Genomic DNA, 19,320 nt, shown 5'->3' on the forward strand with positions numbered 1-19,320 from the left:
TAAATAACGCAAAGTTATTTCACAAGCTTACGAAGATCTTGGCCTAGATCCAAATATTTATCTGCTTCAAATGCAGCTTGCTTGCTAATCAACTTTTTAAGATGACGCATTTCTTTCGCAGCATTGACCGTAATACCACCTGCGATCACACCATCAGTCACACCAAACAAGACAAATGATGATTCACCACGAAGTTCAGGTTTGATTTCACCACGAACATGCCATTCAGCTGCAGCCATATCACCTACGAATTGGTAGTTAATGTCGAGCTGGTCTGTCCAGAACCATGCTGGGTTTGGCGTAGGATGCTCAACACCCATCACATGACGTGCAAAAATACCTGCTTGAAGATTGGCATTTTCCCAAGTCTCAACACGGCGGTGGTTACCACAGTCACGAAGCTGAGTCGCAACGTCACCCGCTGCATAAATGTCAGGATTTGAGGTTTGGCAGTTCTCGTTGACTTTAATTGCAAGATCAACGTCTAGACCTGCTTTAATCGCAAGCTGTGCATTTGGCACAATCCCAATACCGTACACTACAGCATCTGCACGAAGTTCTTCGCCGTCACCCAATGTCACCACGATTTCTTCGCCATCCAATTTGCAGTCTGCAATTGAAGTTGAAAGACGAACATCCACACCTGCTAATTTTTGCTGTTCAAGCAAGAATTCGCTCAGGATGCGTGGCGATGAACGACCCATCACCATAGGACCCATTTCGATCACAGTTACCTGACACTCTTTGAAACGTGCTGAAGAAGCCAGTTCCAGACCGATCACGCCACCACCAATCAGGACAATACGACGGCCTGATTGCAATACTGGAACCAGTGCTTGTGAATCTTCTAGGTTACGTAGCGTATAAACATGTTTACCCAGCGCATCGAAGTTCGGCAGACGACGAGCTGCGCCGCCTGTAGCAAGCAACAGTTTGTCATAAGCAACAACGTCACCATTTTGAAGTTCAACCGTTTTCGCTTCAGCGTTGATTTTTTTCACGCCATTGCCACGAATGGTTTCTACACCAAGTTCCGCCAGTTTTTCTTCTGACAGGATTTCAATCTTGGTCTCTTCAGGTTTTAGAATCACGTCTTTAGACAGTGGTGGACGCTCATAAGGAAGATGCGTTTCATCACCGATCAGAATGATTTTACCTTCGTATTTGTTGCCACGAAGTTCTAAAATCGCGCTTGCACCTGCCTGGCCAGCACCTACAATTACGATGGTTTCGATGTTGCTCATGTCTTTAACCTTTTAACTCTGCAGATACGATGCCGAAGCCCGCAATCCATTCACTGATTTCTTCATAACAGTGCGTTGTCATTTCGTACTCGCCCATTTCGCTTAAAGCAGCAAATGCCGCCATCCACGAACGAACTTCCTGACCACCACGGCCACCATCACGGCGGATTTCAGCTTCAGTCATGGCTTCTAGTGCAGCGAAATCAGCATTTTTGAATTTTTCAAGCAATGCGATATCCCATTCAGCATTCAGAGGAACTGCAACAGAGGTGTCGCCCGCTGCCAGTTTCTGGCCCACTGCAATAATTTTTGACTGACGCGCGTTACGTGCTTCAGGTGTCGGGTTACGACCTGCAATCAGGAACTCTTCCACTTCTGGTGGTACAGAACCCATTTGCGGAGTTGGTGGATCGTGTGACAGACCACCTGTACCTAAAACAAGGACACGCTCATTTTCAAGGTTCAGAGATTTGATGAACTGACCTACAGCACGGCCTAAAGCGATCGTACGCTTAGTCGTTGGCATTGGTGCTGCAGCACCATTAATGAAAATTGGAATCGTTGGATAACGATCAAGTTTGCCTTCACACAGGAAGTGCAATGGCTGAGTCACGCCATGGTCGGCTTGCATACGGTAAGAATACGCAACGTCCACGCCCTCATCGAGTACACGACGAACCAAGCCCAAAGCTTTGTCTTCAGGTACATCGATATGGTCGTTGTCTTTACCGTAGTCCCAGTCACCTGCTGCTTTTGCACGGATACCCACGCAGAAACTTGGCATCAGGTCATAGAAGAAACCATTGAAATGGTCAGGACCGAAAGTAATGATCAGGGTTGGGTCGTAAGCTTTTACTTCAGCAGACAATTTTTCAAAAGCATCACGAACTTTTTGTTCTTGTGCCTTGTCTTGCGGTGAAGCAAATTCCATTAAAGGACTGTGCGATGCACAAATAAGTTTAACGGCCATGAGAGACTCCTTAAAAGGAAGGCAGCCAAGAGGAGGCTGCCGGTAAGTCTATTTGATTTAGACTAGATTTTTATTCGTCAAAGAAACCGGCACGTGGTTGACGTAAACCACGAATCCCCAGACCACATTCTGCATTGATCAGAACACCAGTCAGTGGACGGTTATTTTGACGAGATGCCAAGAGCACATATGAACCCGTCATATCTTCCGGCTCAGGTAAGAAATTCAGTGGCATACCACGTGCGATTTTCTCAGGATCACGTGCATCAAGCAGACCAAGATTTTCCTGACCTAAAGATGCAGCACCTTTGATGTTCACATTCATACCTGATGGCGCAACGGCGTTCACTCGTACTTTAGGCGCAAGCTCGTAGGCCAGTTCTTTCATAATGCCTACACCGGCATGTTTCGATGCTGTGTAAACTGGACCGCCACCTGCAGAATAAAGTGCAGAATTTGACAGTGTAAAAATGATCGAACCTTCAGATTTCACGAGCTCATCAAGTGCAGCTTTCGCGCCTAAGATCAGAGATTTGGTATTAATCCCCATAATCTCATCAAAGGCTTTTTCCAGCTGCTCACCTGAAGTATTGACGATATCTGCATAGTGATCCCAGATACCGGCATTACCCACGAAACAGTCGAGTTTACCGTAACGTTCTACAGTTGCTTTAACAGCGCGGACGTTGTCTTCATAGCTGGCCACATCACCTGCGATTGCCAGCACGCGATCACCAAAATGTGCATTCAGTGCATCGACTTTAGACTGTGAACGTTGAAGAACGGCCACTTGTGCACCCTCTTCCAGGAAACGTTCTACCAGTGCCCAACCGAGACCTGAACCACCACCAGTGATCAGTGCAACTTCGCCTTGTAGCCAACCCATGATTACTCTCCTGCCATCTCTACGTATAACGCACCATCTTCAAGTACAACTGGGAATGTTTGAATTGGGTCAGTTGCTGGTAAGCAAAGTGCCTGACCTGTTTTCAAACAGAAACGAGCTGCATGAAGTGGACATTCCACTGTACCGTCGTCTTCAAGGTAGCCTTCAGACATAGAAGCATTACCGTGTGAACAGCGGTCGTTCATTGCGAAGAATTCGCCACCGTTGTTGAATACTGCAAGCGCTTCGATACCGTTTACGCCGCAATCCACTTTTAACGCTTCGCCTTCGTCTAATTCGTCAACTTGGCAAACAAAAATCTTATTCATTAGAAGAACACACTCAGGTTATGTGAGTTATAGGTAACTTGGTCAAGCGTGATCTTACGGTTGAAGATCTGGAAGCCCAGGCCGCCTTCAACTTTGCGGATCTTGTCATGACGTTTACCACAGTAAATCGTAACGTCTTTCTCTTTCTGGGTACGGTACAGTAGGTATGTCACGTACACATCGTATTCGCCTTCAACTTCAGTTGGCTCAACAATCACGTTGCTCACCATGTGAGTGGTACGTGATGGAGGCTCTTCAGCCCAAGCCATACCAGTTTCTAGACGTGCAACACGACGTTCCAGAAGATCTTTCGTATCGTTGAATACCCAGGTAGTAGGTGGTTCAACTGAACGACGACGGTCACGCGTTTGAGCGTTTGGTGTAGTACGTAGCGTGTAAGAAATATCTTCAGCCAGCGTGTCTAACCACTCGCGGAATTTCCAGTCATCAAGAAGCTTGGCTTCTTGATACAGGAACTGACTAATTTGGTGATGAAGTTCTAAACTGATTTGACTCATTTCATAAGCTCCTTCTCGTATTCGTCAGCCGCAGCTTCAACGTCTTCCCATTTTTCATGAATCAATAAATCTGCCCAACGGCGGTACATACCACGTGCTGCAGTTTCAGAGAAGATATAGTTAGTGATACCCGGGATACCATCTTCACGTACTTTCTCGTTGCCTTTACCCATTTCCATAATAAGTTTGTTTTGACGCGCTTTGTAACCACGTAAAACTTTTTGGATTTCGATCCAGTTTTCAGAGTCATCTTGCTCCAGGAAGCCTGCAGGACCGAAGGCACGAGTTGCAGAACGTTCAAATGCTGCTTGTACATCTTCTGGTGCGTCCGCATCACAGATACAGAATGCCCAAACTTCAGTTTTGTTTGGACCACGTGGGTGCCATACACGAAGAGTCGCAGTACCGTTCAACCAAGACAATGTAGGGAACATGGTGTTGTGACCCGCTAAACGAAGCGCACGAGTTTCACCTAGGCGTTCTTTCACTTCTTCGTAAGTTTCACGGAAGTAGTTCGCTACTTCACCGTCAACCCATACGTTTGCATCTGGTTTCTCTGTGAAGAAGAAGCCTGAACCGTGACCACGTGAACCGTATTGGATCGCGTCTTTCGCAGTTTCCCAAACTGGACGAGCAGTTTGTGCAGCACCTAATTTCTTAGAAGATTCGTCGTCTGGTTTTGCACCAAGTACCTGAATTGCAGATGCGTGAGAGAACAACGCGTGGTATTGGTCAGATGCGAACTGTTCGGCTGCAAATTTCCAGTTACACTCGATTTCCCATTTGTGTACACCACCCACGATCACAGTACCGCCTTCACGACGATCGACAACACCGTCCAGGTACCAAGCGATATCGCCCATGTATTCTTCTAGATCTGGCGTAGTTTCATCCCAGCATCCGAAGATCAGGCCTTTGTATGATTTAACGCGGTTAACTTCTACCAGACCCCATTGCTCTTTACATGCACCATGTGGGTAAGCACGATCTTCAAGCGGAATGTCTTTTAGAGAACCGTCAATACCGTATGACCAGCCGTGGTACGGGCAAGTGAATGCACGTGTATTACCACAGTCAGCAAAGCTCACACGCATAGAACGGTGACGGCACTGGTTTAAGAATGCTTTGATTGAGCCGTCTTTTTGACGTGCCACGATGATTGGATCTTCACCCATATAGGTATTGAAGAAGTCACCGGCCTTAGGAATCTGGCTTTCATGGCAAAGGAACAACCATGTACGACCGAAGACACGTTCAAGTTCTAATTCGTAAATGTCAGGATCTGTATAGATAGATGGCGTGATACGTCCATTTTGTGCATCGACTAAAGCGTCGATTTCGCGCACATCAATTTTTCCACTCATGAAAAGCTCTCCTGTGACCAGATATGGCACAAAGTAATAGACTCAACTTTTCAACGATGATGGATTTTTGAGTGAATTTGCGGAAATATTTTTTTTGTTTTGATTAATAGATTTCACCAATTAATCACTTGGCGATATTCTCCATTAAAACACTTTTTTTACGACACATTCATTTACTTTGTGAATGGTAAAATAAGCTTCACCATATAGTTGCTTATGCACTATACTGCCTGAAAATTATAGTAATACATTTTTTGGATTACTCGGCGGGCTAGTTTTATGGAATTACGACATCTTCGTTACTTTATTACCGTTGCTGAAGAACTGAACTTTAGCAAGGCGGCACTCAAACTTTATACGGCACAGCCTTCTTTGAGTCAGCAAATCAAAGACCTGGAAGAAGATGTCGGCGTAAAGCTACTCAACCGTACTAAGCGTAAAGTCGAACTCACTGAGGAAGGTGCTGTATTCCTTGAACAGGCACGCCTGACGCTGGCTCAAGCAGATAAAGCGATTGCCATGGCACGCCAGGTATCACAAGCCAAGCAGCAGATGCTGCGCATTGGTTTCGTTCCTGTAGCAGAGATGAAAATCTTCCCTTATGTGCTGCCAAATCTGCGCGTTCAAAATCCAGACCTGAAAATTGAACTGCTCAGCCTGAATAACACTGAACAGATGAAACTGCTCAAAAAAGGTGAGCTAGATCTGACCTTTACCCGTCATAACTTCAACAGTGACGAGATTGAAAGCCAGTTTGTCATTCGTGAACCATTAATCTTTATTCTTCCGAAAGATCATCCACTTGCGAAATATGACCGTATTCCGGTGAAAGCCCTCAATGGCATTGATTTTATTATTCCTTCAGCAGAACAGTCATTGACGCTGCACAATGCTATCCTGGACTTCGCTAAAGCCAATGGTATTGAATTTAATATTGTGCAGAAAGCAGACAATATTCTGTTTAACATCAACTCGATCGGGATTGGTTTAGGTTGTACTATTCTGCCAGGCTATATCGCGCCACTGACCATGAACAATACGGTGATTCGTCCCTTAGACGTTGAACTGCCTTATCTGGATCTGTATGTCAGCTACCGTAAAGATGGCAATTCGGTTGCAGTGAAGAAATTCCTTGAATTACTGACACGTGTATTCTATCTCGATATTAATCGCGATCAGTAAAAATAAGCCTTTAGCTTAATCCCGACGCGCTTACTGACAAGCTCAGAGGCGCGTTTTTTATTCCCCCAATTCAAATGTGTATTTTTTAATCAAACAGAAACATCTGTATTTAACGTTTTAATCTATATTTCTGCCAACCGCTATATTAAAAAAATCTATCAAAATTTCCAAATTGATTATTTAATACTCAAACCACCCCCTGCTTTTACAACTTAAGTCTAATGCGATTTTAAGGGTAAGAAAAAAGGATTTAGACGCCAAAGATATTGTGCAAATTATGTTTAAATCTAAATCAGTGGTTAATGAGAATCACCCTCATTGAATGCATTTAATTTTATCTTTTTAAGTATAAAAAAAGGATGGCTTCAGCCATCCTTTTTCACCGAGCTACGACTTATTTTACGCCGTGAACAGCCAGGTAGTTTTTAATGACAGTATTGAACTCATCTGCTTTTTCAACTTGAGACCAGTGGCCACATTGGCTGAAAATATGTGCATCAGCATTTGGCACGATGTTCAGGATGTCCCAAGTACGAGAAACTGGAATCACCACGTCTTGAGTACCGTGAATCAAAAGTACAGGAACAGTGATGTCTTTCATCTTTTCGAAGTCTAACGGGAATTCGAAACGGTCACGGTCACGTGCCCCTACAACATCCATCAAACGGTTTGATGCATAGTCATTTGCAGCAGAAGCAAAACGTACTTTCACCAATTCATCAGTAATCAGGTCTTTGTTCACAACGAACATAGAAAGTGTCTTTTTGATACCTTCTTCGGTCAATACTGGATTTGCATGTGCTTTCAGTGCAGCAGTCTGTTTTGCACCGCCGGTACCCATAGATACAATACCTAAAACACGCTCTGGATAATCCAGTGCCAATTGGAATGCCAACCAGCCACCTAAAGAGTTACCTACCAACCAGGTTTTTTCAATGCCAAGAGCATCTAGAGTACGGATCGCGTGATCAACCCAGGCACGGATACCATAAGCAGTGTTAGGTGCAACAACAGTTTGACCATAACCAATCGTGTCAATTGCGATACAACGTGCTTGCTCACCAATTGCAGGCAGGTTCAACCACCAGTTTGCAGCAGCAGATACGCCAGTACCAGAACCATGAAGGAATAGAATTGGTGTACCTTCACCAATTTCGTGGTAGTGAGTCAACTCACCTTCTGCAGTTTCAATCCATTTGTCTTCTAAGCCAAAGAATGGATCTGTTTTATAATCAGGGATTTGAACAGTGCTCATGTTGATTCCTCGTACAGTCTTTAGCTTGCGTGTCCATCTATTCAGAGGTCGACGGCAAGTTGACTCTTTAAAAAATGAATTTTTACAGCTTTATATTAACCGCTTAGCACAGCTCAACTGATACAAAATTACGATTGCATACTATAAAAAATATATAATTTAAGATATTGTTTTATATAATTATTTTAAAAATAATTCCTTATGAATACTCAGGCTTTAAATTTCAAATGACATAAAAAAGAGCGGTATTAGTATACCGCTCTTTTAAATTCTCAATTTTAGAATTTATAGGTATAAGTTGTTGCAATACGATGTTCCTGCAAATCAAAGCCACCTGCAATATTGTCATAGTTGGTATCGATGAACATGTATTGGAAACCTAAGCCTTTTAATTTACCTTCAGGAACAACATAATTAACAATTACATTGTTTTCATCTTCCTTACCACGCTTATTGCCAGCACCATTGTCTACGTCCCATCCTTTAAAATGACGTAAAGTTGCAGTTAAACCTTTCGCACCCAGCTCTGAGAAGTCATAGGTATAACCAAGACTCCATGATTTTTCGTCTTTACGAATAAAACTTGCTACAGACCAGTTGTCTAAATATGGTTGTGGAACCCATCCGCCCAGAGTCGGGAACATAGTGGCTCTCGTACCATGATCACCAAACATTTGCTGATAGCCCAACTGAACTGTATGAGCACCCTGATTTACTTTTAGGCCTGCAGAAACCGCCTGGCTATCGATATTGCCATAAAGTTTGTCACCAGATTCACTGTTATCAAAGTAGCGAACGTGTCCATCGAGCTTAGTCTTTTCACCGACAGTTGTTTTATAATCTGTAGCTACATAATGCTGTTTATAGATATTGGTCACATCGGCATACCAATAGCTACTAGTAAATTCAGGTGTGAATTGATGGTCGATTCCTACGATATACATACCGTCATCAGTGGATAGACCTGCAGCTTCAGCTTTAGCAAAATCATTTTGCGGGAACAGCGTTAAATTTTGATATTGATTATCATAACGCGCATTAATACCATCAATATAAGCCAAGGTCAGTTTAGTGTCTTTGATATCTTTAGATTCTAGCCATGCGCCACTATAGGTCGTTAGCAATTGACGAGATGGATCAAAGAACACCACTGGTGACAGGGGTTGTAAGTCACCTACTTTCAATTCAGTTTGACCAACTTTTGCTTTTAAGGTTACGCCCAACTTGGCATTATCACGTTCAGTCTTCTGCTCTTTGTTGCTATATGGCATGTGAATATCATTCACATTATCAGGAGATTTCAAACCTACGGCATATTGTGCTAATAGATCGGCACCTACCTGAACCCCACCACCGATATCGTGATAACCAGACTTAGCATCTAGTGTTACCGCTTGCGTCCAGTTACCATAGTTTTTTTGAGATTCATTATCATAATTACGTTCTAAATAAAAATTCTTAAATTTTAATTGAACGTTACTGTCGTCAATAAAATCAGCTTGAGCAGCTGTTATTCCTAAAGTCGCTGTTGCAGCAATGATTGCTATCCATAAATTATGACGACGCATTTTCTTTGTCCTTAACCAACATAAGAAGTAATGGCTGCATCATGCTGAACAACGTATTTATTTAAAATCCGACCACAGTATTAACTTTTTGATCCCAATTATTTTTCTGGATTTATTTGAATATATTTATCATTTCTTTAATATTTTTAAAATCTTAGATATTTTTTATTATTTTACTAAACAATGAAAATAACTCTTTGTTCTATATTTCAAATTCAAGATTAAAAAATATATAAACTCTTTAAAATCTATTTTTTAATCGTTTTTACGTTTAAGGCTTTTTATAATACCCAAAAACTATAAGTTGTATTTATAAAAAATATGATAGATATTTAATTCAGGGGATTTATTTCGCAGTTCAAATATTTATGTACGACAGCATACATAAGTTATTTCTAAATTTATTTTTAATTGTGTTGCTTAAATATTTTTAAATTTAAAAATAAAAAAGCGCCCTTTCGGACGCTTTTTTAAAACTTGCGTTTTAACAATTAAGCTTGAAGCTCACGTGCTTTCGCCATTGTTAATGCCAAATCTTCGATCATGTCTTCCTGACCACCAACCGTACCACGGCGACCAAGTTCCATCAGGATTTCACGCGCAGAAACGCCATATTTCGCTTCAGCACGTTTCGCGAACAACAGGAATGAAGAGTAAACACCCGCATAACCTAAAGTTGCCGCATCACGGTCTGCACGAATTGGGTTGTGCATCATTGGAATCACCAGGTCTTCAGCAACGTCTTGTACTTTGAACAAGTCAACGCCAGTGTCCATACCCATACGGTTTGCAACAGCGATGAACAATTCAAGTGGTGTGTTACCCGCACCAGCACCAAGACCAGCAGACGCTAAGTCAACACGTACCGCACCTGCTTGAACAGCAGCAACAGTGTTTGATACACCCATACCTAAGTTATGGTGACCGTGGAAACCAAGTTCGATGCTTGGATCCAAGTGTTGACGTAAGTGACCTACGCGGTCGATCACATCTTGAGGAAGCATGTAACCCGCAGAGTCAGTCACATAAATACAGTTTGCACCGTAAGACACCATCTTGTTTGCTTCTTCAAGCAATTTTTCAGGTGAAGCCATGTGAGCTAACATCAAGAAGCCCACTGTATCCATTTCTAATTTACGTGCAGCGGTAATGTGCTGTTCCGAACAATCCGCTTCAGTACAATGCGTCGCCACACGAATGGTAGATACACCAATTTCATGTGCCATTTTCAAATGGTCAACCGTACCGATACCAGGAAGAAGTAATGCAGATACTTTTGCGTTCTTCATACGTGGTACAACAGCAGACAGATATTCTTCATCCGTTGCAGCAGCAAAACCGTAGTTCACTGATGAACCACCAAGACCGTCACCGTGAGTCACTTCAATTAAAGGTACGCCTGCATCATCAAGTGCTGTTGAAATGGCAATCATTTGCTCAACAGTGGTTTGATGGCGCTGTGGGTGCATACCATCACGCAAAGTCATATCATGAACAATAATCTTAGACATGTGGTTGCTCCTTAAGCTTCTTCTTTGTTGAATACGTGTTCAGCGAACATTTCTGCAGTACGTGCAGCTGCTGCTGTCATAATGTCTAAGTTACCTGCATATTTCGGCAGGAAGTCACCCAAACCTTCTACTTCTAGGAAGATAGAAACACGGTTACCGTCAAAAATAGGACCGTTTACAAGTTTATAACCTGGTACATATTTTTGAACTTCTTTAATCATTGCGTGTACTGATTCAGTGATCGCCGCTTGATCTGGTTCACCTTCTACTAGACAGTGAACAGTGTCACGCATCATCAGTGGTGGCTCAGCCGGGTTAATGATGATGATCGCTTTACCTTGTTTCGCACCACCAACTTTCTCAATTGCGCCTGCAGTTGTACGCGTAAATTCATCAATGTTTTTACGTGTACCAGGACCAACAGATTTAGTCGATACAGTTGCAATGATTTCACCGTATTCAACAGGTTGAACGCGAGATACTGCAGCAACCATTGGAATTGTTGCCTGACCACCACAAGTTACCATGTTTACGTTTGGCACTTCGCCAGCTGCAAGCAATGCTTCAAGGTTCACTGGTGGTACGCAGAATGGACCAATCGCTGCAGGCGTTAAGTCAATCATGAGCACGCCAAGTTCATTTAACTTGCGGCTGTTTTCAGCGTGAACGTAGGCAGATGTTGCGTCGAATGCAATTTTGATGTCATCTTCAAGAACGTGAGGAAGAAGACCATCTACACCTTCAGCAGTAGTTTTTAAACCCATTTTCGCTGCACGCGCAAGACCTTCAGAAGTTGGGTCAATACCCACCATCCATACTGGTTCTAACCATTCGCTGCGTTGTAACTTGTAAAGCAAATCCGTACCAATATTACCTGGACCGATCATTGCACATTTAATCTTTTTCATGAATGTACTCTCAATATTCGATTATTCAGCAGCAAAAGCAGCTGTTACTGAACCAAAGCCTTCAATCTCAACGACAAATTCGTCGCCTGCATTTGCGACAACCATTGGCCCTAAAGCGCCTGTCAAAATGATGTCGCCTTTTAACAATGGACGACCACGACGTACCATTTCGTCTGCAAGCCAAACTGCTGCATTCAATGGATTTGCAAGACATGCTTTACCGATACCTTGTGATACCACTTCACCTGCGCGAGTCATGGTCATTTTGCAATTTACAAGGTCAAGGTTGTCGAGTTTCACAGGACGTGAACCCAATACAAAAGCCGCTGAAGATGCGTTATCTGCAACGGTGTCGATTAAACTGATTTTCCAGTTTTCGATACGGCTATCAACCACTTCGACTGCAGGAAGTGCATAGTCAGTTGCACTGATAATGTCTGCGTAAGTATGTTTTTCTTTGGTTAAATCTTCTTTGATCACCAATGCGATTTCCGCTTCAACTTTAGGTTGAATCAAAACACCTGCAGGAATCGCTTCACCATCGCCATAGGCCATGTCGGCAAACAACATACCGAAGTCAGGCTGATCCACACCTAGTTGTGCTTGAACCACTTTAGAGGTCAGACCAATTTTACGACCGACCAAACGGCGGCCTTCAGACAATGCACGTGCTGTATTCACTTCCTGAACGGCATAGGCGATATCCACGTCAGCACTCTCGCCACCCAGCTGTGGGCGAATCGGTGTGATCGCAGTTTTTGATAATTCAGCGCTACGGAGTGCTTGAGCAACTGATTCAACGACAGCAGAATTCGACATCAATGTTTCCTTAAACTGCAAAAATGAGGTTTATACTGGAATCCAGAACCGAGCCAGACCAAGAGCAAAAAACGTTCTGCAATTTGGAAAAGTGGCGGATTCTGAAAAGAGCATAAAAATAAACAGTCTAAGAATCGGAAAATTAATGAATGAATGCCAATAGTTATTTTATTTTTCGCTATAGCTAATAGCTATAAATATTTCTTATGTTAATTCATATAAAACAATAATTTGATTAATTTTAATAGAAAAATACCGAGTGAAATTCTCAACAATTTTGGTCGTTCAAATTGATCAAGTTTGCAGCTTTAGACTAAAAGATTAGACTAAATGCGCGAATTTAATTCAATGACAGACATTTAAACTGTATAAATTGTCTGTCATTTGATAAAACCCAGCATACTGAATTAAATCGCTTCCTTCCATTGGACTTTAGCCAATAAAAACTCATGTAAGCTGCTGACATCATTCACAATCGACAGCGGATTAAACTTCGCTAAAGTCTCTGACGTATGCACACCATAACTTACGCCTACACTTGGCATGACAATATTCAGCGCCATTTCCAGGTCATAAGAGGTATCCCCCACCATAATCGCTTCATGGGCATGTATACCAGTTTCTGCCAGGATTTCAGCCAACATTAAAGGATCTGGTTTAGAACGCGTTTCACTGGCAGCACGAGTCGCATGAAAGAGTTCCAGACTATTGGTCTGCTTTAATACACGGTCCAACCCTTTACGGCTTTTACCTGTAGCGACAGCCAGTTTAATCCCTTGATCTTTTAATGCGTATAGCATCTCAGATACACCTTCAAACCAGGCATCCTCAACAGAGTTCGCTACATAATGTTCTGAATAAGCCTGCAAAATATCCACATGCAATTCTGGCACAGCTGGGAATAATCGTTGTGCGACTTCCGGCAGACCTAAACCGATAATACTTTTGGCATCAGCATCGGTCAGCGGTTGATTAAATTGCTGCGCGGCAAATTGCAGGCTAGCCACAATTTGACCAACTGAATCAAACAAAGTGCCATCCCAATCAAAAATGACCAGTTTTACAGGTGAGTTCATAAAGATTTCCTAGATTTGATTCAGGGTTAAATCCACCTCGAACCTCTTTTGAAAAAGAAGAGTGAGTTTCATTCTAAAATTACTATTACGCAATTTCCCAACAGATATTGGCTATTTGATTGCGACATGGATGTCGCTGTAGATCTGTGGCACAAGGAAGTGCCATCAGATCTACAAAAGATTTTTGTTACTTTTCATCTTTGAAAAGTAAGGCTAGCCTACGAAATAGTTCTTTAATTTATAAAGGTCTTTTGAGGCATTGCCTTGTACTTAACAACAATTAAGAGATTTTAAATATCTCCTAACCCTTCTTTAAAAAAGAGGGAGAACTTTCTCTAAGTATCTAGAAATATCAAAGAAAAATTATGAGGGTGATTACTCATCATCTTCCGCAGGTGTTACAACCTTATCTGCCTTCTGTGCTCTTAACTGTGCCACCAGACTTTGCATATCCTCTGGCAATGGCGCTTCAATGGTCGGATAACCCGGAATCTCCAGACGCATGGCATGCAAACATAAACGGCGTGGTTTTGGCCCACGATACTCCGTCTCATGACCATACTTTTCATCACCCACCAGCGGATGACCAATGCTTAAACCATGTACACGAATTTGATGGGTACGACCTGACAATGGCGATGCATAGACCAGTGTGGCATGCATAAAGCGTTCTGCTACATTCCACTGGGTTTTCGAATCCTTACCTTCTTTAGAAACACGGACACGACGTTCACCATTAGACAGCTCATAACGGTGTAAAGGTGCATCAATAAGTTGCTTATCCAGACTTACTTGCCCTTTCACGACTGCCACATAAGTTTTTTTAATTTTATATTCACGTAATAAATCTTGCAGGGTTTTAAGCACACTACGTTTTTTCGAGATCATCACCAGACCTGAAGTATCACGGTCAATACGATGAATCAGCTCCAAGTATTTTTTACCTGTTGCAGCACGCAGACCTTCGATCAGGCCATAGGCCACACCGCTACCGCCATGTACTGCAATCCCGGAAGGTTTATTGACAACTATCAAACCTTCATCTTCATAGATTACACGTGCCAACAGACCTTGAGCCACCTTGTCAGAAACCGGTGCAGCAGATTCATCTTTTTGTTCATAACGTATCGGTGCCACACGGATTTGGTCACCAATGGCCAGTTTAGTTTCTGCCTTAATTCGTTTTTTATTAACGCGAACTTGGCCTTCACGAATCAAACGATAGATGCGGCTTTTTGGTACACCTTTCAGACGGCTAAACAGGAAATTATCGATTCGCTGTCCATCTTGGTGCTCATCCACCTCAAACCACGTGACGTTTTGCCATTGTTGCGTAGAATTCATACAGTTACTATGACCTAAAAATTGATTGAAATTGATTAATAAATGACCACTTAGGCTATGCTTTACACAAGAAACATAAGCTTAGCCCATAGGCAGATGATTCAAGGTTTGATATAGTCAGCGCACGGAAACCATCGTTTGTGAGTAAAAGTTGGTGCATGACAGATTTATTTCTGTACATGATCATTCAATTAAACCCTCACATAATACGGGAAGGTCCCAAAAGAATTATGCCGACGCCGAAGGCTTATTATATCGGCAAAAAAGCAAACTGTTGCGTTTAATTGTACCTCAGGTACATAAATCAGTTTGTCTGAAAAAATATGTCGCCAACCTAGTTGGCTTTTAAACGTAAACTGATACACATCAGATTAGTCGCACCCTGAAGACGACTTCAGGCTACAGCGTTTGATGCATTGGATCTGCACAGTTTGTAAAGGTACGACGATAATTCCGTATCAAGACACTCTATCTATAAAGAAGGGATGATCTTCGAGCAATGTGACAGTGAAAGTTACTCACATCCAATGCACCGCTCGTCCGCCAGTGAAGCGTTCAGGTGACTTTAATCGTTTAAAGATTGAAGCCGTATTGCCATCATCAATACGTGAATCAAAACCAAAGCTGATCTATATCAAAATAGACGCTGGGAATAAAAGACTCAAACCACAATGAAATTCATTGCAGATTTGAGCCATTGATCCGTGATGTGTGATGTTCGCTACGTGTATAGCGATTTTTTGCTGTGTATCACTATAAGGTGTTACACCCATGAAACGTATGTTGATTAATGCAACACATGCCGAAGAGATTCGCGTTGCACTTGTCACTGGTCAGCGTCTTTACGATTTCGATTTAGAGAATCGTACCCGTGAACAAAAGAAATCTAATATCTATAAAGGTCACGTGACTCGCGTAGAACCTTCTTTAGAAGCTGTATTTGTTGAATACGGTGCGGGTCGTCAAGGTTTCTTGTCGATGCGTGAAATTGCCAATACTTACTACAAAGCAGATCCTCGCCAAACTTCGAATATCCGCGAACTGATTACTGAAGGCACTGAGCTTTTGGTTCAGGTGGAAAAAGAAGAACGTGGCAATAAAGGTGCTGCCCTTTCTACTTTCATTTCTCTTGCTGGCCGTTATCTGGTATTGATGCCGAACAATCCGAAAGGTGGTGGTATCAGCCGTCAGATTTCAGGTTCAGTCCGTGAAGAGCTGAAAGAGATGCTGGCCTCTTTAAATGTACCGCGTGGTATGAGCGTGATTGTACGTACTGCAGGGATCGGCCGCTCTCAAGAAGAATTGCAACTTGATCTTCAGCACTTGCTTGACCTTTGGGCGCAAATCCAAAGCACTGCAAGCTCTGGTCCATCACCAATGCTGGTTCATCAGGAAGCAGGCGTAGTAACTCGTGCGATCCGTGATTATTTACGTGACGACGTGGCAGAAATCCTGATTGACTCTGAACAAGCCTATAATGAAGCCTATAACTTCGTAAAAGCGGTCATGCCACGTCAGTTAGACAAGCTCAAAACCTATACTTTAAATGAGCCATTATTTGCGCACTTCGGTATCGAAAGCCAGATCCAAACGGCTTATGAGCGCGAAGTGAAACTTCCTTCAGGTGGCTCAATCGTGATTGACCAGACTGAAGCATTGGTGTCGATCGACATCAACTCAGCAAAATCGACTCGTGGTCAGGACGTTGAAGATACCGCGTTAAATACCAACCTTGAAGCTGCTGAAGAAATTGCACGCCAGTTACGTTTACGTGATATTGGCGGCTTAGTCGTGATCGACTTTATCGATATGACCAAAGACCGCAACCAGCGCATGGTTGAAGCAAAACTGCGTGAAGCAACCCAAAGTGACCGTGCACGTATCCAGTTTGGTCAATTGTCACGTTTTGGTCTGATGGAAATGAGCCGTCAACGCTTACGTCCTTCGCTTGAAGAAGCCACGGGCTATGTCTGCCCACGCTGTCATGGCACAGGTATGGTGCGTGACCTGCGTTCTTTATCACTTTCAATCATGCGTAAAGTGGAAGAAATTGCTCTGCGTGAACGTCATGGTGAAGTTCAGGTTGAAGTACCTGTTGAAATCGCTGCATTCTTATTGAATGAAAAGCGTCACAGCTTGGTTTACCTGGAACAGACTTCAAGTACACGTGTGACTGTATTGCCGCACCCGCACCTGGAAACGCCGCATTACGAGATTTCTTATAATCCTGAAGGTTTTGCACCGACGAGCTATGAACGTACTGAAGCAACACGTTCAAGTGAAAAAGAACTGGGTTATGAGTCTTCTGAGTGGCATTTAGAAGAAGAACAAAATGCGCATGCAGCTGCACCAGCGCCTGTACAGCAACAAAACAATGGCAGAAACAATAAACGCCGTAATAATCAACATCAAAACCAGCAAAACCAGAACCAGAATGCACAGCAAGCGCCGGTTGCCCAACAGGCCCCTGCTCAGGTTGCTGCAACTGCTGCCAGCCCATGTGCTTGGTTAGAAAACCTGTTTGTACAAAAACAGGCTGCCACTGTGGATCAATCTCGCACTGCCAATAATGCAGCTGCTGCGATTGAACAGCTGGTAAATAATGGCGCAGTCAGTCGTGGTCAATTCGGCCAGGTTACATCACCTGTTGCACAGCAGGCGTCGCAGCATGTCCCACAACCAGCTGCTACACCAAGTAGCAATGCTTACCTTGCACCATCAACTGTGGCACACAAGCCAGAGCGTGATCAGGCTGAAAAGGCTGAACGTGAAGAAAAATCACAACGCAGCCATAAAAAACAGCGCAACAACAAGCACAAAGAGCAACGCGAACCGCAACAACATGATAATGCACCGCAACAAGTGCATGAAGAAGTGGTTCAGTTGTCTCGCCAGGAACAGCGTCAAGAACAACGTGAGCAAAAGCGCAAGAACCCGCGCCATCAGCAGGAGCACAACCAGGATGCTCAAGCTGAACCGCAAGCAGCTGTGCCACGTCGTGACCGTCGTAACCAGCAACGTCCAGAACGTCCTAATCGCCACCGCGATCAAAGCGTACTGAATGAGCAAACGGCTGCTCCACAAGCACCTGCTCAAGTTGAAGCTCCAGCAGCTAATGAACGTCAAGTACGCGTAGAGCTGATTGATGCACCGCGTCAGGACGTTACACCAACAGCTATGATGGTGAATGTCGATCAAGGCCAAAGTGAAATCGTAGCGCTGAACGGTACAGCACCTGTAGTGGCTACTCCGGCTGAAGAAACTGCACCTGAAAAGGCACCAGCCGTAGCAACGATGGCAGCAGAACTGGAAGAGAAAACTGAAGCGGTTGATCTGACTGAAGCCCCTGCTCCAGCAGCAGCGCTTGAACAAGTAACGCCGAAAGCTGAAAAGTCTCGTGCCAGCAATGACCCACGTCAACGTCGTCGTGACCGTCGTGCGGCACAAGGTCAGCAGGCTCAGGCCGCTCAGCTTCGTCCTTCACAAGTACCGACACTTGGTCAGTACACCGTAGGCAGCCTGATCCGTCATGTGTACGGTGAAGACTGTTCAGTACTGATTGAGCAGTTCGGCCTGATGGCGACCTTCAACCGTGCACTGGACAAGTTCACGCAGCAATACAATGAAACTGTTGTTGTAGCAGTGACCGCCGAGAAAAAACCGGTGACGCGTGATGTAGAGGTGAACAAGGCTCAGCCTGAACCAGAACCTGCTCCGGTACTGGATCTGACTCCACCAAAACCTGTGTCAGAAAAGCGTGTAGCTAACGATCCACGTGAGCGTCGTCGTCTGGCAAAACTTGCTGCGGAACAGGCACTTGCACAAGCAAAACAGGCAGCTCAACCGGAAGAAAAACCGACTGAACCCGCTGCTGAAGCTCAGGCTGTGGCAGCACAACAAGCTGAGACGATTGAAGTTCTAAGAACTGACGAGCCTGTTAAACCTTTAGTTGCTGATCAACCTGAGACTGCAGTAACAGCAGCTCAAACTGAGCCAGAAGCTACAGACCAGCCTGAAAATGCATCTGTTACAGCTAAAGCACCAGTTGCTACCGCTGAAGAAGAAGCATCAGCAGCTGAAAATGCAGCTGAAGCAAAAGCAGAAACAGTGGAAACAGAAGCGGAAAAAGCAGAGAAATCTCCTGCCCGTCCGCGTCGCCCACGTGGCCGTCCACCGAAGAAAGCCAATACTGCAACTGAGTCATAATTCGCCCAATTGCAGTAACTAAAAAAAACCTAGTCATTTCGGTGACTAGGTTTTTTTTGCTAGATTTTGTCAAATTAGGTTGATTACTCTTTAAATCAACCATTAAAACTACAACGGACAGTTATTGCATATTCAGTGCA

The 19,320-nt window shown here is 43.6% G+C and carries 16 protein-coding genes; 3 read left to right on the forward strand and 13 right to left on the reverse strand.

Annotation, left to right across the window (positions count from 1 at the left end; all coding sequences use genetic code 11):
• Positions 1 to 14 precede the first annotated feature (14 nt).
• The 6 genes from hcaD to hcaE form a co-directional block, all read right to left on the reverse strand.
• Positions 15 to 1,244, reverse strand: a complete 1,230-nt coding sequence (gene hcaD / locus F955_RS01590; RefSeq protein ID WP_004890368.1) for a 3-phenylpropionate/cinnamic acid dioxygenase ferredoxin--NAD(+) reductase subunit — start codon at positions 1,242 to 1,244, stop codon at positions 15 to 17.
• Between the two features lie 4 nt (positions 1,245 to 1,248).
• Positions 1,249 to 2,214, reverse strand: coding sequence for a 3-carboxyethylcatechol 2,3-dioxygenase (locus F955_RS01595; RefSeq protein ID WP_004890370.1), 966 nt, complete (start codon positions 2,212 to 2,214; stop codon positions 1,249 to 1,251).
• 70 nt (positions 2,215 to 2,284) lie between these two features.
• Positions 2,285 to 3,100 (reverse strand): 3-phenylpropionate-dihydrodiol/cinnamic acid-dihydrodiol dehydrogenase, encoded by an 816-nt coding sequence (gene hcaB / locus F955_RS01600; RefSeq protein WP_004781818.1) that lies wholly within the window; start codon positions 3,098 to 3,100, stop codon positions 2,285 to 2,287.
• A gap of 2 nt (positions 3,101 to 3,102) precedes the next feature.
• Positions 3,103 to 3,429, reverse strand: coding sequence for a 3-phenylpropionate/cinnamic acid dioxygenase ferredoxin subunit (gene hcaC / locus F955_RS01605; protein WP_004781817.1), 327 nt, complete (start codon positions 3,427 to 3,429; stop codon positions 3,103 to 3,105).
• Entirely contained in the window at positions 3,429 to 3,947 is a 519-nt protein-coding gene (gene hcaF, locus F955_RS01610; RefSeq protein WP_004781816.1) for a 3-phenylpropionate/cinnamic acid dioxygenase subunit beta, read from the reverse strand. The genes hcaC and hcaF overlap by 1 nt, the downstream gene beginning before the upstream one ends.
• On the reverse strand, positions 3,944 to 5,311 hold the full coding sequence (gene hcaE / locus F955_RS01615) for a 3-phenylpropionate/cinnamic acid dioxygenase subunit alpha (protein ID WP_004781815.1): 1,368 nt from the start codon (positions 5,309 to 5,311) through the stop codon (positions 3,944 to 3,946). The genes hcaF and hcaE overlap by 4 nt, the downstream gene beginning before the upstream one ends.
• A gap of 279 nt (positions 5,312 to 5,590) precedes the next feature.
• On the opposite strand from hcaE, the gene hcaR reads away from it, so the two are divergent.
• Positions 5,591 to 6,493 (forward strand): DNA-binding transcriptional regulator HcaR, encoded by a 903-nt coding sequence (gene hcaR, locus F955_RS01620; protein WP_004813369.1) that lies wholly within the window; start codon positions 5,591 to 5,593, stop codon positions 6,491 to 6,493.
• Positions 6,494 to 6,887: 394 nt separating this feature from the next.
• Here the strand turns inward: hcaR and F955_RS01625 are convergent, their stop codons facing one another.
• The 7 genes from F955_RS01625 to F955_RS01655 all read right to left on the reverse strand — a co-directional run bounded on the left by F955_RS01625 (position 6,888) and on the right by F955_RS01655 (position 14,974).
• On the reverse strand, positions 6,888 to 7,748 hold the full coding sequence (locus F955_RS01625; RefSeq protein WP_004813371.1) for an alpha/beta fold hydrolase: 861 nt from the start codon (positions 7,746 to 7,748) through the stop codon (positions 6,888 to 6,890).
• Between the two features lie 278 nt (positions 7,749 to 8,026).
• Positions 8,027 to 9,316 carry an OprD family outer membrane porin gene (locus tag F955_RS01630; RefSeq protein WP_004890373.1) on the reverse strand — a complete coding sequence of 430 codons (1,290 nt, stop codon included), beginning with the start codon at positions 9,314 to 9,316 and terminating at the stop codon, positions 8,027 to 8,029.
• A gap of 491 nt (positions 9,317 to 9,807) precedes the next feature.
• Positions 9,808 to 10,827, reverse strand: a complete 1,020-nt coding sequence (dmpG, locus tag F955_RS01635; protein ID WP_004813375.1) for a 4-hydroxy-2-oxovalerate aldolase — start codon at positions 10,825 to 10,827, stop codon at positions 9,808 to 9,810.
• An 11-nt stretch (positions 10,828 to 10,838) separates the two neighbouring features.
• Positions 10,839 to 11,735 carry an acetaldehyde dehydrogenase (acetylating) gene (locus F955_RS01640; RefSeq protein WP_004729408.1) on the reverse strand — a complete coding sequence of 299 codons (897 nt, stop codon included), beginning with the start codon at positions 11,733 to 11,735 and terminating at the stop codon, positions 10,839 to 10,841.
• A gap of 21 nt (positions 11,736 to 11,756) precedes the next feature.
• On the reverse strand, positions 11,757 to 12,554 hold the full coding sequence (locus F955_RS01645) for a 2-keto-4-pentenoate hydratase (protein WP_004890376.1): 798 nt from the start codon (positions 12,552 to 12,554) through the stop codon (positions 11,757 to 11,759).
• 407 nt (positions 12,555 to 12,961) lie between these two features.
• Entirely contained in the window at positions 12,962 to 13,630 is a 669-nt protein-coding gene (locus F955_RS01650; RefSeq protein WP_004890378.1) for an HAD-IA family hydrolase, read from the reverse strand.
• Between the two features lie 375 nt (positions 13,631 to 14,005).
• Positions 14,006 to 14,974: an RluA family pseudouridine synthase gene (locus F955_RS01655; RefSeq protein ID WP_004890381.1), complete on the reverse strand. Its 969-nt coding sequence runs from the start codon at positions 14,972 to 14,974 to the stop codon at positions 14,006 to 14,008.
• A 507-nt stretch (positions 14,975 to 15,481) separates the two neighbouring features.
• Here F955_RS01655 and F955_RS16560 point away from each other — a divergent pair.
• Both F955_RS16560 and F955_RS01660 read left to right on the forward strand, forming a co-directional pair.
• Entirely contained in the window at positions 15,482 to 15,649 is a 168-nt protein-coding gene (locus F955_RS16560; RefSeq protein ID WP_155757520.1) for a hypothetical protein, read from the forward strand.
• 96 nt (positions 15,650 to 15,745) lie between these two features.
• The gene (locus F955_RS01660; RefSeq protein WP_004890383.1) at positions 15,746 to 19,180 is read left to right on the forward strand and encodes an Rne/Rng family ribonuclease; all 3,435 of its coding nucleotides are present in this window, start codon (positions 15,746 to 15,748) and stop codon (positions 19,178 to 19,180) included.
• Positions 19,181 to 19,320: the final 140 nt, after the last annotated feature.

This window comes from Acinetobacter schindleri CIP 107287, assembly GCF_000368625.1.
Lineage (GTDB): Bacteria > Pseudomonadota > Gammaproteobacteria > Pseudomonadales > Moraxellaceae > Acinetobacter > Acinetobacter schindleri.

Bases quoted from the DNA above. Each gene is read 5' to 3' on its own strand.
- F955_RS01640 (WP_004729408.1), bottom strand. From the start codon at position 11,735: ATGAAAAAGATTAAATGTGCAATGATCGGTCCAGGTAATATTGGTACG.
- hcaD (WP_004890368.1), bottom strand. From the start codon at position 1,244: ATGAGCAACATCGAAACCATCGTAATTGTAGGTGCTGGCCAGGCAGGT.
- hcaC (WP_004781817.1), bottom strand. From the start codon at position 3,429: ATGAATAAGATTTTTGTTTGCCAAGTTGACGAATTAGACGAAGGCGAA.
- F955_RS01650 (WP_004890378.1), bottom strand. From the start codon at position 13,630: ATGAACTCACCTGTAAAACTGGTCATTTTTGATTGGGATGGCACTTTG.
- F955_RS01595 (WP_004890370.1), bottom strand. From the start codon at position 2,214: ATGGCCGTTAAACTTATTTGTGCATCGCACAGTCCTTTAATGGAATTT.
- F955_RS01660 (WP_004890383.1), top strand. From the start codon at position 15,746: ATGAAACGTATGTTGATTAATGCAACACATGCCGAAGAGATTCGCGTT.
- F955_RS01625 (WP_004813371.1), bottom strand. From the start codon at position 7,748: ATGAGCACTGTTCAAATCCCTGATTATAAAACAGATCCATTCTTTGGC.
- hcaR (WP_004813369.1), top strand. From the start codon at position 5,591: ATGGAATTACGACATCTTCGTTACTTTATTACCGTTGCTGAAGAACTG.
- F955_RS01645 (WP_004890376.1), bottom strand. From the start codon at position 12,554: ATGTCGAATTCTGCTGTCGTTGAATCAGTTGCTCAAGCACTCCGTAGC.
- F955_RS01655 (WP_004890381.1), bottom strand. From the start codon at position 14,974: ATGAATTCTACGCAACAATGGCAAAACGTCACGTGGTTTGAGGTGGAT.
- dmpG (WP_004813375.1), bottom strand. From the start codon at position 10,827: ATGTCTAAGATTATTGTTCATGATATGACTTTGCGTGATGGTATGCAC.
- hcaB (WP_004781818.1), bottom strand. From the start codon at position 3,100: ATGGGTTGGCTACAAGGCGAAGTTGCACTGATCACTGGTGGTGGTTCA.
- F955_RS01630 (WP_004890373.1), bottom strand. From the start codon at position 9,316: ATGCGTCGTCATAATTTATGGATAGCAATCATTGCTGCAACAGCGACT.
- hcaF (WP_004781816.1), bottom strand. From the start codon at position 3,947: ATGAGTCAAATCAGTTTAGAACTTCATCACCAAATTAGTCAGTTCCTG.
- hcaE (WP_004781815.1), bottom strand. From the start codon at position 5,311: ATGAGTGGAAAAATTGATGTGCGCGAAATCGACGCTTTAGTCGATGCA.